Raw genomic sequence first — 15491 nt, forward strand, 5'->3', positions numbered from 1 at the left:
CATTGGCCCGGCTTTTCCGCGATGGGCGCAAGGTTAACATGGGTGGTCTGGTGGGACCCAGGGATGAGCGTCTTCCATCGCTTTGGTAAAGCAGGATTTCTGACCCTTGGGTATTTCTTGCCGCCGGAGTGCCTGCAATCGCCTTACGGAGCATGGGTTGGAGATAATAAAAAACCCGACGCTTGGTCGGGCTTCTCTGAAATCTGGATATCAGGTTCGTTTCGCCTCGGCTTGCATCATCAACTGATTCTGCTGCTTGGTAGCTTCAATCAAAACCTCGCTGTAAACACGCTTCTTTTGGTCCGATTTTGCATTGCGAATAAAATCGGCAAAGGTGCTTTTGGCCCCTTTAGTCAAACCTAGCTTGATCGAGATCATAGGTGCGCTCCTGATGGTGGCCCGAGCGTGGCCTCTAGGTCGGCCCGCGTGTGTCGCTCAGGGATATGGTAGTCAATTTTATCGACACCAGCTTTATAAAGTCGTCCCGAGTTGTCGATATGCTTGAGCAATAGATCCACGTGGACGTCGCCTTGATACTCTAGCTTAAGCGCGTTCACTACGTCACGTGCGGGGGAGAGCCGGCCATGAAAACTGATACTGGAGCCTCTTCTGGCGGATAAATCAGCTTATCTGTGAGTCTTCTCGCAATTATTTTTTTATTGGATCGAGCGAAGCGCAACGCGTCTTCACAAACGGCTTTCTCCGCTGGTGTCATTACCTGGTTGCGTGAATCGGCATCGTCCGTCATCAATCCAACTCCTTCTCGATAATGTCTGCTGTCTGAGCCGAGCCAGGCCGCCAGTATTGTTTTAATGAAGCGGGTGAGCCCGTGGCGAGGGGCGCATTCCCCTCGCCGGGCCTGCATTATGAATGCCTACCTCACTTCAACCACATCCAACGCCCGATTCGCCAGCAACTGGCCCAGTTCGATCATCTGCTGGACCCCCAACGCGATATGTCGCCGCGAGCCCTCCAGGTCGAATGCCAAATCACTGACCATGGCATTGGCCGAGGCCAGGGTTTCGCTGAGGTTGGCGAGCAGGCATTCGGTGTCGATGTTAGGGGCGATGATGAAAAGGGTGTCGAGGGTGTCGGATGTTTCTTTTTCGGCCGGTGGCTTGAGGTAATAGTCCAAGGCGCGGGTAGCGGCTTCGTCGAGTTTTTGGCATTCGCCGACTGGGTGCGGGATGTGTGACCGTCAGTAAGTGGTGGATTAGGAGTGTGCTTGAACATAGTCTTGGATCCTCGAAGTGGGAGCCGCCACTGAGTCGCTACTAAACGAAGAGAGTGGCAGCTGTACGCAGGTTAGTAGACCGGGGATCCAAGAAACCGGCGCACCCGAAGGCGCCCTGCGCACAGCTGCCATTGGGTGCAGGCATTGGACACCTGACTGAATGGCGCTATGTACATCTTGGATGCCGGGCTACTAAACCCGATCACTGATGGGCAGTGACGAGAACCAAAGTATCGACGAGGCCCAAGGCGCACAAGCCGGCGGATTCTGGCGTAGTTGTAGGCAGAGGCGCAAGGCAACGTAGCCTGGTGTCGCACATTTGAAGGACGCGGATCGGGCCGTTTCCCAAGAGGGTGTAGGGGAAATCTCCCAAGTGCCTGCTCGCGGCGGCGGAGGGTCAGTTTGGGGCGATGTTGGATGTGCCACCGTCATCGCGGGCAAGCCTTGCTCCCACAGGTTTTCGCCCGGATATGCAGGTTTATGCAAATCAGCATTTGTCTTCTGCCAAAAGAACAAGCATCATGCGCGTTATGCAAAAACGCAACGTTTCTACCGTATTAAGAGCACTGCTCGATCAGCACGGGATCTCCCCCACGGAGCTTCACCGTCGTACCGGCGTGCCTCAATCCACACTTTCGCGGATCCTCAGCGGCAAGATTGTCGATCCTTCGGATAAACACATCTCGAAGATCGCCGAATACTTTGCCGTGAGCACCGACCAGTTGCGCGGGCGCGCGGATGTGTCGCCCCCTGGCAACAGCCGCCGCGAGGCGTCGCATTCCGAACTCAAGGACATTAGCCTGTGGGACGACGATACCCCTGTCGAAGAAGACGAGGTGTCGGTCCCTTTTCTGCGTGAGGTTGAATTGGCTGCTGGATCAGGAAGATTCGTCATCGAGGAAAGCGAGCGCTCGAGCCTGCGCTTCGGCAAGCGCAGCCTGCGGCATAACGGCGTGCAGTTCGACCAGGCCAAATGCGTGACCGTTCGAGGCAACAGCATGTTGCCGGTGTTGCGCGACGGCGCGACGGTCGGGGTGAACGCGGGCAAGTGCGGGATCGGCGATATTGTCGATGGCGATCTCTATGCTATCAATCACAACGGCCAGCTGCGGGTGAAGCAGCTTTACCGCCTGCCTACCGGCATCCGTCTGCGCAGCTTCAACCGCGACGAGCATCCAGACGAGGACTACAGCTTCCAGGAAATGCAGGATGAGCAGATCGTCATTCTTGGTCACGTCTTCTGGTGGGGCATGTACGCCCGTTAACCTCACTGCCATCCGATAAAAACCCGCCACCGTGCGGGTTTTTTTTCGCACTGAAAAATCCCTGCCCCCCGTATTCATTGAGGCTTGATGCGTTTGTGCATTTGACGTACATAAATAAATGCATTTACGCATTGACTGGATATGCATACATGCATATTCTGTGTCCAAGCCGCTCGACAAAGTGGCTGGCAACAACCGCTCTTTAGTTTCACCCACAGGCAGCGATGAACCGGCCTCAACGGTTCAGAGGGTTGGCAACTGGCCCAGGTGTGCAGCGTAAAGCACCAGAAGCAGTTATCCGGCGGGCAGGGACCGCGGTCGGAGGAACAATTTGAATGGATCCGTACCGCGCCAGTCGCGCCGAAAGATCAAGCGCATTACTGAAAAGCCTGGGCAACCGGGCTTTTTGGAATGCCTGCACCGTGAGGTGCGTTCAAACACATCACCACCGCCAATGGAGGGCTTTCAATGCTGAAGGATTTCAGATGCGGTCAGTGCAAACGACTTCTGGCCCGTATGGGCGAGCACACCGAACTCCAGATCAAATGCTCCCGATGCGGGACGTTGAATCATGTGAAGGCCGTAGAGCCTCGAGTAAACGCCGTCGAGCGAACAGCGTGCGGGGTAAGCCGTGCAACCAACGCTCAATGACATCTATCGAGGTAAAAAATGCAACTCTCCAAAAAACTTCTATTGGCGATTGGGCTTCTGTCGTCCTTCATCTCCCTGAACTCCCGTGCCGATACCGCGCTGTCGTGGAATCTTGCCAGGGACATGTACTTGATGACCGAACAGTCGCCGGCCGGTTCGCCGTGGTCTTTCATGCAAAACAAAACGACGGTCAACGCCTCGGCCAATTACACGCTCTTGCCAACGTTCAACATGGAATGCAGCGCCAAGCCGTCAACCTGTTGGCGAGACGACGCCACTGGCGCGTACGTCGCCAGCGTCAAGCAGAACTTCACCTTCACCGGCTCCGGAACCAGTTTTGTGTTCAAGCAGGGAGACGTGGCCACGCATCCAGGGGCGAACAGCCAGAGCATCATTCGTTGGGCCAGTCCTGTTTCCGGCAACATCAATGTACTCGGACGAATCAACGACCTGCACAACGCATGCGGGGACGGCGTCGGCTGGTCGCTCAACCTGGGTGACACCGTGCTCCAGTCCGGCAGTCTTGCAAACGGTGGCAGCGCCACGTTCATGTTGAACAGCGTGGCCGTTACGCCGACCTCTTCGCTCTACCTGGTAATCGACAGGAAATCCACCAACGCCTGCGATGCCACCAGCCTGGACATGCTGATTACGCGTTGAGAGGAGCCGCATCTTTTTCATTCAGCCTAATGGCTTGGGAGGCCATGTGCACCCTGAGCGTTTTGAATCCCACCAATCCCCCCAGGAGACATGAATGACAAACGAGCAACAAGCGTTGCTGGACATGCCGATCTGGCTGGTCATCCTGCTCGCCCTGGTGGGCGGGGTGTCCGGCGAGATGTGGCGTGCCGACAAGGAAGGGGCCCGTGGCTGGTCGCTGTTACGCCGACTGGCCTTGCGCTCCGGTGCCTGCGTGATCTGCGGTGTCTCGGCAATCATGCTGCTGTATGCCCTCGGCATGTCGATCTGGAGTGCTTGCGCCCTGGGTTGCCTGACCGCCATGGCCGGTGCCGACGTGGCCATCGGTCTCTACGAGCGCTGGGTCGCCAAGCGGATCGGCGTGTGCGAAGTGCCACCACCGGATTCCCGTTCCGACCCACAGTGAGCCTGGTGCCGCCGGTTCACAGCAAGAGGCCATCCCATGCCTGCTCTCATTGAAAAACCCTCGCAGCTGTTCTCCGCCATGGCCGAAACGCTCCGTACCACGCTTCCCGCCCTGAAAGTCGGAAACCCCCAGGATTTTGACGACACAGGCGATCAGACTTGGGTCTTGATAGCCATCGAGCGCGATGCCTCAGGCAACCGTGCCAATGACGGACGTATCGCTCATGTCCTGACGCTGTCCCTGCAAGTCGTGTCGCCCGACACGGGTCTGGCGGCTTGCGATCTGGCCAGTGAGTTGAAACGGGTGATCGTCGACAACCGCTGGAACCTGTCGGCCGAGCAATGCAGTCGGCCGGCGGATGTCGAGGGGATTGCGTCCGTCTTCAGCGGTGGGACCCGGCCATACACCGCCTGGACCCTCTCGTTCACCCAGACCCTGTACCTCGGCCCGACGCTGCAGGAAGACCCGTTGGGCATCCCGAAATTTGCCCGTACTTGGGAAGTGTCGAACATCGACGACCCGAATCAATACACCGCACTCGAGGGCTGAGCCATGTTCGATGGGCTGTTACAGATGCATCTGGGGCCGATTATCGAGCGTCTGGCACAGATGGAAACCGAGCTGGAAGACCTCCATCGACGTGCGGAGAGTTTCTGCCGCATCGGCGTTTGCCAGGAAGTCGATGCAACCAGCAACACCTGCAAGGTCAGCCATGGTGGGTTGCTGACTCCGGCGATCCGCTTTTTCAACCCGAGCGCCGGCGCCCAGAGCGAGTCGCGAATCCCTTCCGTGGGCGAGCAATGCCTGTTGCTCAACCATGGCGGTGGCGATGGCGGCGGGCAATCGGTGGCGTTGTTCGGCCTCAACGGCGGCCAGTTCCCACCCGTCTCGACACAAGCCTCGCTGACGCGTCGGCTCTATCAGGACGGTACGGAGAATGGTTACGACCATGCCAGCCATGTCCTGCACTGGCAAAACGGCCCGGTGGCGTTCAGCGGTTCACGCGAAGCCCTGCAGTTGAACATTGGCCCGTCGCGGTTGGCGATGACACCCGAGGCTATCGAATTGCAAGTCGGCGCCGTCGGCATTCGGCTCGACGCTTCCGGTGTGCACCTGAGCGGCTCGGTGGTGGATCACCAAGGACGCGTCATCAGTACCGCATAAGAGATTTCCTCATGATTGGAATCGATCGAAATACCGGCGCCACGGTCGACGACTGGCTGCAGTTCGTGCAGCGCGCCACCCGGGCGTTGACCACGCCTTTGGGGACTCGCCAGAAACGTCCTCTATACGGCTGCGCACTCACGCAGTTGCTGGGGCAGAACCTCGGCGATGACCTGCTGATCCTCGCCCAGAGCCACGCAGCCCAAGCCTTCTACAACCCGCACAACGGCATCGGCGACTTCGAGCCGCAAGTCATTGTGGCCAGCCGACACGGGGCCGGATTGCTGCTGCGTTTCGCCGGTATCTGGAAAAACCGCAAACAGACCTTCGAGGTGGTGACATGAGCATGCTGATCCCTGGTCAGAACCAGTTGGCCGAACCGGCCATCGTCACTGTCGAGGCCTTTGAAGAGCTGCTCGCGGAGTTCAAGACGTTCGTCGTCGAATACGTCGGCGCACGTTCGCCCGATAGCGCCGCCAAGCTTGCCACCAGCCTGGAGAACGAAAGCGAACTGCTGACCCTGGCCCTCGAGGCCTTTTGCGTCCGCTTGCAAACCCACGAACGCAAGTACAACGCCCGCATCAAGCAGATGCTGGCGTGGTGGGCCACCGGGACCAACCTCGATGCACGTCTCGCCGACATGGGATTGGAGCGCCAACTGCTGGATCCGGGCGACCCGTCGGCATTCCCGCCCATCGCCCCGGTCTACGAAAGCGACGATGACGCCCGACTGCGTTACTACCTGGCCCCCCACGCCCCGGCGGCGGGTTCGCGCATGCAATATCGTCGGGAGATTTTCACCCTGGGTGAACGCCCGGCGGTGAACGTGGAAAACACGGCGGCGGGTGTGGTGACGGTCACCTACACCTTCGACCCTAACGGTCATGCGGCGCAGGTCAAGGACGGCAACGGACGCCGCACGGCGCCGGGGGAGGTCACCGTGACGGTGCTGTCCCGAGAGGGCGACGGCACACCATCCGAGGCCCTGCTCGACAGCGTCCGCCAGCATTTTGCCCGGCCCGATGTACGACCGGAAACGGACCTGGTCATCGTCCAACCCGCGCAGATCAAACCCTACAAAATCCGTGTCGCGGCGAAGATCAATCCCGGCCCGGATTCGGGCCTGACCCGGCTCGCCGCAGAACAGCAACTACGGGCCTATGCCGAGGCGTGTCATCGCCTGGAAGGCCGGGTCGATCCGAGCTGGATCGACTACACCCTGCATAGCGCCGGCGCGGTCCGTCTCGAGATTCTCGAACCCCTCGAGCCTATCGTGACCACGGCTTTCCAGGCGCCGTACTGTACGGGCGTCGAGGTCGAGGTGGACACGCTATGAAAGACGACACACCTCGCCCGAGCCTGCTGCCGGCCAACAGCTCACCGCTGGAAAAGGCCCTGGATATCGGCTTCGCCCGGTTGCTCGAACACATTGATCCGCCGTTCCCCGAACTGATGAACCCGGTCGCGGCGCCTTCGGCGTTTTTGCCGTATCTGGCGGCGGATCGTGGGGTGGGTGAGTGGGATGCGGTCGCTGGAGACTTGGAGAAACGCCTGACGATTTCGTTGTCCTGGCAGATCCAGCGTCAGGCCGGCACGCGTCTGGCCTTGAATCATGCCGTCGAGTCTCTTGGGTTCACGCCTCATGTCACTGCCTGGTATGAACAGCAGCCCCGCGCTCACCCGTACACCTTCGATGTGCAGGCCATCATCGGCCAGGGTTGGTCCAGTGGCGATCACAACCGCTTGATCCGAAGGATCAATGCAGCCAAGAGCGAGCGTGACCAGGCCACTATCACGCTGGTGCATCAAACCAGTGGCGGCCTCGCGGCAACGGCGGCGATACACGGACCGTTGAGCGAAGGAGAACTATTTCTCGGCTCAGCGTTGCCGCGACATGAACTGGGTGCGCGGCTCCTCAGCATTGGAATTTCCCAGCGTTACCTCATTAACGATTACGACCTCAAGGCGCAGCCATGACAGAAGACATTACGCGCTTGGTTCGCTTCACCTCCGCCGGTCTGGAAGAGGTGTTGCAGGCAAAGAACCAAGGCTTGAAAGGTGAGATCACTCACATCGGTGCCGGCACCGCCCGGTACGATCCGACGGGATCGGAAATCGCGCTTCGCAATGAGCGACAGCGTGTGGCGATCGTGGACTACGAGGACCTCGATCCAGGGCAACTGAGAATGGCCGCGCTGTTCGACGGGGAAGATGAATACGAGATCGGTGAATTCGGATTTTATCTGTCAACCGGAACGTTGCTGGCGGTGTATTCGGTGGCTGGAAAGTTGCTGACTTACAAGGCGGCCGCGGCCCGTGTACTGCAAAGGTTTACGCTGGATATTTCTCCGCTGCCGGCGCAAAGCGTCACGGTGGTCGTCGGATCCGACAATCTGAACATCCTGGTCAGCGAGGAAATCGCCACGCTGGCCACAGCCAATATCGACAACATGGCTCGGCACATCGGCCTGATGTTCAGAGTGATGTCGCTTGAAGCCAAATGACCAATAACACAGGAATCTGAAACGTGAGTCTCGAAACTACCATCGCGTCGCTGGTATCGGCGGCCAACAACCTGACCACGGTTGTCAACGGAAAGATCGGCAGTATCAATACAACCATGGCTACCGCTTTGGCTCAGTTCAATGAGTGGCGAAGCCTGAAGGATGTGGAAGGGGATCCGACTGCGCTCGGTACGATTCGGCGCAATGTTCTGCAGGGGCATGTCTACGGGACTGGAGGGTCTTATGGTTCTACCGCGCAAGGTGATTTTACCTCCACCGAACTGGGCTCCAGCACAAACGTATACATGCATTTCAAGGTGCCATTGAACGTCAATGCCAACTCGGAAATGTTCTGGTTCAACATCAAGGGGTACAGCTACGGTACCGCGAAAATTATTGAAGAGACGTTGGTTGGATACTGCTATCAACCCACTCGGGTCCTACAGAATGTCGCGACTTTTGGGAACATGACGCCGGCGGTATACGTCGATACGAGCGGCAACATCGTCATGCGTATTCTGATTCCCAATATTTACTACACCACCGTACGAATCGACACCATGCGTGTCGGCAATGGTCGGCTGTTCAACCTGGGCGACTTGAAGACCAAGTTGTCGTTGTCCGATACCGTCGTTTTCAGTTAAGGAGCAAACATGTCTGATACCCCCACCGTGGATACCTCCGAATTCCCACTCGCCGTGCCGTCACGCGAAATTGAATGGGCCACCATTCGCACTCGCCGCAACCAGCTCTTGCGCGATACGGATTTCACCCAACTGTTGGATTACCCTGCGACGGACGCCCAGCGAGCCGAGGTAAAAGCATACCGCCAGGCGTTGCGTGACATTCCCGAGCAGGTCGAGGATCCGTCCAAGCTCACCTGGCCTGTGCTGCCAACCTTCATCAAGTAACCCGAACCGCGAGAGCGGTTTTTTTTCGCCCGCAAGAAGCCCCCGCGACAGGGGGTTTTGTGTTTTTTGCGTCTGAAAGGAACCCATAGATGCCCATTCGTAAGCAATACACCGTCCTGTTGCCATTCCCCACCGGCGGGGGGCACTGGTCGAGCCTCGGTCAGCAACTGGAGCTGCTGGATGTCGAGGCCAATGCCTTGCGCAGTGCCGGTCGCCTTGAACTGACCAGCGTCCTGGAGACGCATAACCAGGCTGTCGATACGCAAGCCATCCCATCCAAACCGGCCACAAAGGCCGCCGCCAAGAAGGCTGAATAACCATGGCTGAGGTTTTGAACTTCGAGCACAACGGCATCACCGTCAATGCCACCGAATCCCCCGAGGCCATGGGTGGCCTGGGCGACAACGTCATCGGCCTGGTCGGCACCGCGCCGAATGCCAACCCGCTGATTCCGAAAAACACCCCGTTCCGCATCAACAGCTTCACCACCCAAGCTCAGTTGGACCCGACCGGTGCGGAGGCGGGCACGCTGTTCCAGGCGGTCTACCAGATCCTTAAAGTGGTCAAGGTGTCGGTGTACGTGGTGATCGTCGAAGAGGGCGCCACGCTGGCCGACACGCAGAACAATGTGATCGGCGGCATCGAGGCGCAGACCGGGCGCAAGTTGGGCTTGGCCGCGTTGAGTGGGGTCGCTGAAGACCTGACCATCATCGGTGCGCCAGGCTTTACCGGCACCAAGGCCGTGGCCAGCGAGTTCGCCTCGTTCGGCAAGCGCATCAAGGCCCGTGTGGTGCTCGATGGCAAGGACGCCTCGGTGGCCGATCAGGTGACCTACAGCCAGGAACTGGGCGGTGCCGACCTCGGTTTCGACCGTTGCCTGGTGGTGCACAACATGCCGGCGGTGTACTCCAAGGCTGCGAAGAAAAACGTTTTCCTGGCCCCGTCGAGCCTGGCCATCGCCGCCCTCGCCAAGGTCAAGCAATGGGAGAGCCCGGGCAACCAGGTGACCTTTGCCGAAGACGTGTCCCGCACCGTGGAATACAACATCCTCGACACCTCCACCGAAGGCGATCTGCTCAACCGCTACGGCGTCAGCTATTACTCCCGGACCGTCCTCGGCGGTTTCTCGCTGCTGGGCAACCGCTCGGTCACCGGCAAGTTCATCAGCTATGTGGGACTGGAAGATGCGATCAGCCGCAAGCTGGTGAAAGCCGGCCAGAAGGCCATGGCGAAGAACCTGACCAAGTCGTTCATGGACCAGGAGGTCAAGCGCATCAACGACTGGCTGCAAACCCTGGTGGCCGACGAAACCATTCCCGGTGGCAGTGTCTACCTGCATCCGGAACTGAACAGCGTCGAGAAGTACAAGAACGGCACCTGGTACGTGGTGATCGACTACGGCCGCTACGCGCCGAACGAACACATGATTTATCAACTCAACGCCCGCGATGAAATCATCGAGCAGTTCCTGGAGGATGTTCTCTAATGTTTACCAACCGCGTAAGACAGGCCATCGCGGCCACCCTGCAGGGCCTGCCGTTGTCGGCAACCGTGGAAGAGTTCACCCCGCCGAAGATCGAGTTCGAAATGGAGGCGATGACCGGCGGGCGCTTCATCGCCGAGGAAATGGCCAAAAGCGGCAAAGCGCTGACGGCCAAACTGACGCTGCAAGGTGTCGGCCCGGAAATCATGCTGGCGCTGGGCGTGAGCGTGGGCGACGACATCCTTCTGAACGTGCGCGAAGCCGGCCAGGATCAGGACGGCAACACCTGGTTCACCTACCACACCGTCGGCGGCAAGCTGAAGTCGCTGGAGGAGACTGCGCTCAAGATGAACGAGAAGCCCAAGACCAACCTGGAGTTGTCCTGCCGCACCTACAACCGGCTGGAAAACGGCATCCCGGTGATCGACATCGACGTGCGCACCCAGAAGTTCGTGCTCAACGGCGTCGACATCCTCGGCGATGCTCGCCGTGCGGTGTTGCTGCCTTAAACGGATGCCAACCGACTGAACGCAGACCTCTTGTGGGAGCGGGCTTGTTCGCGAAGGCAGTGTGTCAGGCGACATGTTGGTTGACTGTGCCGCCGTCTTCGCGAGCAAGCCCGCTCCCACAAGGGACTCCCCCTCCATGACCTTCTAAGGAATTCCATCCCATGTCCTGGACGCCTCCCGTTCACGTCCTGCTGTCGCCGCTCACCGGTGACGATGGGTCGCAGATCGAGCAACTTCAACTCAAACCCCTGTTTTACGCCGCACAGAAAGAAGCCCTGGCCCGTGCCGGCGAAGATGAAGACGATCAGTTCTTCGAGCTGGCCAAACTGGCCACCGGCCTTTCGGTCAAGGAGCTCGACCAGCTCAAGCGCCCGGACTACGTGAGCATCGCGCAGTACGTGCACGACATGTCGACTCGCCCGGCCTCGTACTTTCTCGAGCCCACCACCGAGGTCGATCCTGACCAGGTGCAGCTGTTGCAACCCCTCGACGTAGCGGGGCGCAGCCTGACGTCCCTGAGCCTGGAAATGCCGGTGCTGCGGGCCACCAAGGCGATGAAGAAGCTGAAGACGGCCAAGGAACGCGCCGAGTTCATCACCGCCCATTGCACAGGCCTGATGCTTCCCGACCTGGACCTGTTGACCGTGCCGGACTGGACTCAGCTTCAGGTGCGCATCGACGATTTTTTAAACAAACCGGCGGACTTCTTTCGGAACGCGACATCGAAGTGATCCTCGATGTGGTGCCGCTCATTTACTCGGTAAGTGAAGCGGAGATCCTGGAGTGGGACGCCGGCAAGGCATTGCGCCGCTACGACATCGCGATCACTCGCCTTGGCATGAAACAGGAGTAGAGCGGATGGCAGACAGTAAATATTCGCTGTCCTATGCGGCGAGCGTCGAGATGCCGACACTCGGCGGTGTGGCCGAAGCGTCGGGGCTGAATCTGGCGTTGAGCACCGCCAGCCTCGACATCCGGCTGCTGGTGTCGGAGCAAATGAAACTGCGCGAGACGCTGGCATCGCTGAACACCACGCTCTTGGGGCAACAGTCGCTGTTCAAGACGAGTGCAGCTGCGCCAGCGGCGGGTGCGGAACCGAAGTCGAAACTCAAGGCCGAGGTCGATCAGCTGGCGCCCCCCGACGTCCTCAAGCCTGCCATGGCGATGCAGACGGCCATGGTTGACCTGAACCAGAAGTTGCAGTTGTCGCCGGAACAACTGCAGGTGATGTCCAACGAAAACCAGAAGATCGCCGGTGAAAAGCAAACCGCATCCAGCGGGGCGACCGCTGTGCAACTGGCGCAAATCCAGCTGGCGGCGGTCAACGCAGGGCTGGTCAAGGATATCAAACCGGAAGACCGTCAGCAGGTGCTGACGGATTTCGCCCGCGACAGTGCGGTGATGGCGTCGGCCTACAAGATCGAGCTGAAGGACGCCGGCGCGCTTATGGCTGGCTTGCGCACTTCATTGAACCTGGATCGAGGGAAAAGTCTCGAGTTGGGTAACGCGGCCAACCGCCTTGGCGCCAGTGCCAGTTTGCAGACCTCGGCGGCGGACATCGGTTCGGTTGCCCAGCGCGGTGGCAAGGCCGGCATCGAAGCGGGCATGACGCCCGAGCAGATCGCCGCCATCGCAGCCGCGCTGTTGAGCGCCTCTGTCGGCAAGGACGAAGCGAGCACCTCGCTGGAAATCCTGGGAGCCGCGTTGGGCAAGGGCGACAAGGTCACGCCGGAACAGCGAACGGCCTGGGCTCAACTGGACATCGAACCGGCGGCACTTGCCAGCAGGCTGCGCATGGACGCATCGGGTGCGATCGAGGATGTGCTGGCGGCGCTGCAAAGCAAACCTGCCGAGCAGCAGACCTTATTGCTCAAGACGCTGTTTGAAGGCGACGAGGGCATCGGCAAGTTGATGAAGTCGCCCCAGGACTTGAAGACCGCGCTCACCGTGGCCTCCGATAAGGGCGACGGTGACAAGGGGGCGATGGCCCAAACCGCAGACGTCCGGGGAAACACCTCGCAGGCGCGTTGGAATGCGCTGGATGCCAGTGTGACCCGTCTCGATACCGCCATCGGTAGCGCCGTGGCGCCCATTACCGACCTGGCAATGCTTGGCGTGGACGCGCTGGCGACGGGGTTGAGCACCGTCGCCGAGTCGCTGCCGAAAGTCACCGCGGCGTTGGCCTTGTTCGGCGCGGCGCTCGCGTCGCCGTTTCGCGGCGCCATTGTGGACAAAGTGACGTCGGGTGTTGCCTCGACCCGCGAAGCACTGCTGAAACCGGACTCGGCGATCCAGCCACCGGCCAGCGATCCGCCTGGAAATCAAGCCAAGGGCGGCGGGCCGGACGCCGGAAAAGCCGAAACTTCCCGTCCGGATATGCGCAGTCGACTGGCAATCTCCGCTGCTCGAGCGAAAACTTTCACCGGCAGGCTGGGCGCGCCTCTGGCGCTGGCGAGTGCCGGCTACGACGGCATCAAGGCCCTGGAGGCCGGTGACTACAAGGCGGCTTCGGGGGCGGCCGGAGCCGGCCTTGGCGGGCTGGCGGGCGGTTATGCCGGTGCCGCCACCGGCGCGATGCTCGGCAGTTTCGTTCCGGTGATCGGCACCGCCATTGGTGCATTGGTCGGCGGTGCGCTGGGTTCCTATTTCGGCAGCCAGGGCGGCGAATCCCTGGGTGAGGCTATCTATACCGGGGCTGATCGCCTCAAGTCGCCGGATCAGGTGAGCAAGGACCTGAGCAACACCCAGACCACCACCCAACAAAACACCATGACCGCCAACATCTACATCAACGGCCAGGACCAGGCCAGTGCCAGTCAATTGGCCAATCTGGTCGTTCAGCAGATCGCGGGTCAGTTCGGACTGGCCGCCCAGCCCAACACCCTGGCCATGCGCAGTGATGCGGCCCTGACCGACGGAGGTACATGATGCGTCAACAAATGGTCCTCGGCAGTTTCATCTTCGGACTGTCCAGGAATTTCGCTTATCACAGCCTGCTGCGCACATCGGACGGCGGTTGGAAAAGCATCGATATTCTCACCAGCAAGCCCAAGTCCAGCCAGGTCGGTCAAGGCCTGCAAGAGCTGAAGATCACCGGTAAATCCATGTATGCGACGGCCATGGATCGCCTCGATGAGTTGCGAGCCTTGCAGGCCCAACGTGTGCCGTTGCCGTTGGTGGATGGCATCGGACGCAACTGGGGCCTGTGGCAGATCAACAAGGTGACCGAAACCCAGACCGACATCATCGATGACGGCACGGCGATGGTGGTCGGTTGGGTCGTTGACTTGACGGAGTTCGCCAATGCGTAGGGTTCGAAGTATCGCCGGTGATTCGGTGAATCTGTTGCTCTACCGCGAGCTGGAGCGTTGTGACGACGCCACCGAAGAGGCGCTCTGGCGCCTCAATCCGCAGTTGGCCGAATGGGGTCCGGTGTTACCGGCGGGTGTGTGGGTGGTGTTGCCGGAAGTGGACCTCAAGCCCGTCGCGTCCATACCGGTTTCGGCCTGGGATTAAGGAGGCGATATGTCACTGGGTTTCACGCCTGCCGTGGAAATCTACGGCGCCAATGCCGCGCTGCTCAACGAACGATTGCTCGGTTGGAGTCATGTCGACGCGGCAGGCTTCGAGTCCGACCAACTGACGCTCACCCTTGACCTGGAGGGACTTGAAGGCCTGCCCAGCCTGGGCGGGAAAATCGGGTTGCGGGTCGGCTACCTGGAATCGGGGCTGGTGGATAAAGGCCAGTTCGTCATTACCCGGCGTACGCCGACCCTGTTTCCCCTGCGCCTGACGCTGGTGGCCATGGCGGCGCCGTTCAGTGCGGCGGATGAGACCGGATTCAAGCAACGCCGGTCCGTCAGCCATGGCCCCACGACCCTGGGCGCGCTGTTTCGGGAGTTGACGTCCAGGCATGGATTTTCGCCCCGCGTGGCGCCGGAGCTGTCGCTGATCCAAATCGAGCACATCGATCAGTCCAACGAAACCGACATGGGTTTCCTGACGCGACTGGCCCGCCGTTACGATGCCGTCGCCAAGCCGATCAACGAGCTGTATGTGCTCGCCAGGCGCGGTCAGGCGAAGTCGTTATCGGGCAAGGTACTACCGGAAATGAAACTCTCGGTCACCACCGATAATCGTCCGGGAGACCACGCGTTCATCTCGGCCAAGCTGGATGAAGGCGCCCGGGCCAAGTACCAAGGCTGCAAGACCCATTGGTGGGATGCGGCGGCAGGCAAGCTGCAGGTCGAGGAGAGCGGCATCGCGCCGTTCAAGACCCTGCGCCAGCGCTTCCAAAGCGCCGCCGATGCCCGCGCCGCCGGCGAAGGCGAAGTGCGCAGGATGATGCGCGAAGCCCTCAAGGTGGCGATCGAGTGCCCGGGCAACCCGGGGTTGTCCGCCGAAGGCATCGTGCTGCTGGACCCCACCTGGCCGGATTTCATGCGCGGTCGCTGGTCCATCGACAAGGTCACCGCCACCGGCAATCGGGAAAAGAGCTACCGCTGCCTGATCGAGGCGACCTGCCTGGACGCCAGGGCTTGACCCCAACCCGCTGAGACAACACCGGCCCTGTGGGAGCGGGCTTGCTCGCGAAAGCGGTGTGCCAGTCGACATCAGCGTCAATGTCCGGCCGCATTCGCGAGCAAGCCCGCTCCCACAAGGCAT

At 60.1% G+C, this 15491-nt stretch carries 22 protein-coding genes and 1 pseudogene; 21 read left to right on the top strand and 2 right to left on the bottom strand.

All coding sequences use genetic code 11. From position 1 onward, the window contains the following. Positions 1-210: 210 nt before the first annotated feature. A complete protein-coding gene (locus LCU97_RS08750) occupies positions 211-378 on the bottom strand; it encodes a hypothetical protein (protein ID WP_168199556.1) in 168 nt (55 codons plus the stop codon). A 496-nt stretch (positions 379-874) separates the two neighbouring features. Continuing rightward, positions 875-1233, bottom strand: a pseudogene (locus LCU97_RS08760) (DUF6124 family protein). A 531-nt stretch (positions 1234-1764) separates the two neighbouring features. Between LCU97_RS08760 and LCU97_RS08765 the strand changes: the two are divergent. From LCU97_RS08765 to LCU97_RS08860, 21 genes are all read left to right on the top strand, one after another. Then, on the top strand, positions 1765-2499 hold the full coding sequence (locus tag LCU97_RS08765; RefSeq protein WP_053153253.1) for a LexA family transcriptional regulator: 735 nt from the start codon (positions 1765-1767) through the stop codon (positions 2497-2499). 468 nt (positions 2500-2967) lie between these two features. Continuing rightward, positions 2968-3150, top strand: coding sequence for a Com family DNA-binding transcriptional regulator (locus LCU97_RS08770; protein WP_232776133.1), 183 nt, complete (start codon positions 2968-2970; stop codon positions 3148-3150). Between the two features lie 18 nt (positions 3151-3168). Next, entirely contained in the window at positions 3169-3810 is a 642-nt protein-coding gene (locus LCU97_RS08775) for a hypothetical protein (RefSeq protein WP_232776134.1), read from the top strand. Positions 3811-3904: 94 nt separating this feature from the next. Further along, entirely contained in the window at positions 3905-4255 is a 351-nt protein-coding gene (locus LCU97_RS08780; RefSeq protein WP_053152799.1) for a phage holin family protein, read from the top strand. A gap of 36 nt (positions 4256-4291) precedes the next feature. After that, positions 4292-4804, top strand: a complete 513-nt coding sequence (locus tag LCU97_RS08785; protein WP_232776135.1) for a hypothetical protein — start codon at positions 4292-4294, stop codon at positions 4802-4804. Between the two features lie 3 nt (positions 4805-4807). After that, on the top strand, positions 4808-5419 hold the full coding sequence (locus tag LCU97_RS08790) for a phage baseplate assembly protein V (RefSeq protein ID WP_053152805.1): 612 nt from the start codon (positions 4808-4810) through the stop codon (positions 5417-5419). A gap of 11 nt (positions 5420-5430) precedes the next feature. After that, a complete protein-coding gene (locus tag LCU97_RS08795; RefSeq protein ID WP_232776136.1) occupies positions 5431-5763 on the top strand; it encodes a phage baseplate protein in 333 nt (110 codons plus the stop codon). Then, complete coding sequence (locus LCU97_RS08800) at positions 5760-6755, top strand: baseplate J/gp47 family protein (protein WP_232776137.1); 996 nt, start codon at positions 5760-5762, stop codon at positions 6753-6755. The genes LCU97_RS08795 and LCU97_RS08800 overlap by 4 nt, the downstream gene beginning before the upstream one ends. Continuing rightward, positions 6752-7396: a phage tail protein I gene (locus LCU97_RS08805; RefSeq protein WP_232776138.1), complete on the top strand. Its 645-nt coding sequence runs from the start codon at positions 6752-6754 to the stop codon at positions 7394-7396. Before LCU97_RS08800 ends, LCU97_RS08805 begins: the two co-directional genes overlap by 4 nt. Continuing rightward, a complete protein-coding gene (locus tag LCU97_RS08810) occupies positions 7393-7923 on the top strand; it encodes a hypothetical protein (RefSeq protein ID WP_232776139.1) in 531 nt (176 codons plus the stop codon). The genes LCU97_RS08805 and LCU97_RS08810 overlap by 4 nt, the downstream gene beginning before the upstream one ends. A 23-nt stretch (positions 7924-7946) precedes the next feature. After that, positions 7947-8567, top strand: a complete 621-nt coding sequence (locus LCU97_RS08815; RefSeq protein WP_232776140.1) for a hypothetical protein — start codon at positions 7947-7949, stop codon at positions 8565-8567. A 9-nt stretch (positions 8568-8576) separates the two neighbouring features. Beyond that, positions 8577-8834 (top strand): tail fiber assembly protein, encoded by a 258-nt coding sequence (locus LCU97_RS08820; RefSeq protein WP_232776141.1) that lies wholly within the window; start codon positions 8577-8579, stop codon positions 8832-8834. Positions 8835-8923: 89 nt separating this feature from the next. Beyond that, entirely contained in the window at positions 8924-9151 is a 228-nt protein-coding gene (locus LCU97_RS08825; RefSeq protein WP_232776142.1) for a hypothetical protein, read from the top strand. Positions 9152-9153: 2 nt separating this feature from the next. Next, positions 9154-10320 (top strand): phage tail sheath protein, encoded by a 1167-nt coding sequence (locus LCU97_RS08830; protein WP_232776143.1) that lies wholly within the window; start codon positions 9154-9156, stop codon positions 10318-10320. Next, positions 10320-10826, top strand: coding sequence for a phage major tail tube protein (locus LCU97_RS08835; protein ID WP_053152823.1), 507 nt, complete (start codon positions 10320-10322; stop codon positions 10824-10826). The genes LCU97_RS08830 and LCU97_RS08835 overlap by 1 nt, the downstream gene beginning before the upstream one ends. 161 nt (positions 10827-10987) lie before the next feature. Beyond that, a complete protein-coding gene (locus tag LCU97_RS08840) occupies positions 10988-11557 on the top strand; it encodes a phage tail assembly protein (protein ID WP_053152826.1) in 570 nt (189 codons plus the stop codon). Continuing rightward, the gene (locus LCU97_RS26625) at positions 11554-11679 is read left to right on the top strand and encodes a hypothetical protein (RefSeq protein ID WP_256222647.1); all 126 of its coding nucleotides are present in this window, start codon (positions 11554-11556) and stop codon (positions 11677-11679) included. Before LCU97_RS08840 ends, LCU97_RS26625 begins: the two co-directional genes overlap by 4 nt. Positions 11680-11684: 5 nt before the next feature. Further along, a complete protein-coding gene (locus tag LCU97_RS08845) occupies positions 11685-13754 on the top strand; it encodes a phage tail tape measure protein (RefSeq protein ID WP_232776144.1) in 2070 nt (689 codons plus the stop codon). Further along, the gene (locus LCU97_RS08850; RefSeq protein WP_232776230.1) at positions 13754-14137 is read left to right on the top strand and encodes a phage tail protein; all 384 of its coding nucleotides are present in this window, start codon (positions 13754-13756) and stop codon (positions 14135-14137) included. The genes LCU97_RS08845 and LCU97_RS08850 overlap by 1 nt, the downstream gene beginning before the upstream one ends. Then, the gene (locus LCU97_RS08855) at positions 14130-14342 is read left to right on the top strand and encodes a tail protein X (RefSeq protein WP_053152836.1); all 213 of its coding nucleotides are present in this window, start codon (positions 14130-14132) and stop codon (positions 14340-14342) included. Before LCU97_RS08850 ends, LCU97_RS08855 begins: the two co-directional genes overlap by 8 nt. 9 nt (positions 14343-14351) lie before the next feature. Further along, positions 14352-15368, top strand: coding sequence for a contractile injection system protein, VgrG/Pvc8 family (locus tag LCU97_RS08860; RefSeq protein WP_232776145.1), 1017 nt, complete (start codon positions 14352-14354; stop codon positions 15366-15368). Positions 15369-15491: the final 123 nt, after the last annotated feature.

The organism is Pseudomonas uvaldensis, from assembly GCF_021271205.1.
Taxonomy (GTDB): domain Bacteria; phylum Pseudomonadota; class Gammaproteobacteria; order Pseudomonadales; family Pseudomonadaceae; genus Aquipseudomonas; species Aquipseudomonas uvaldensis.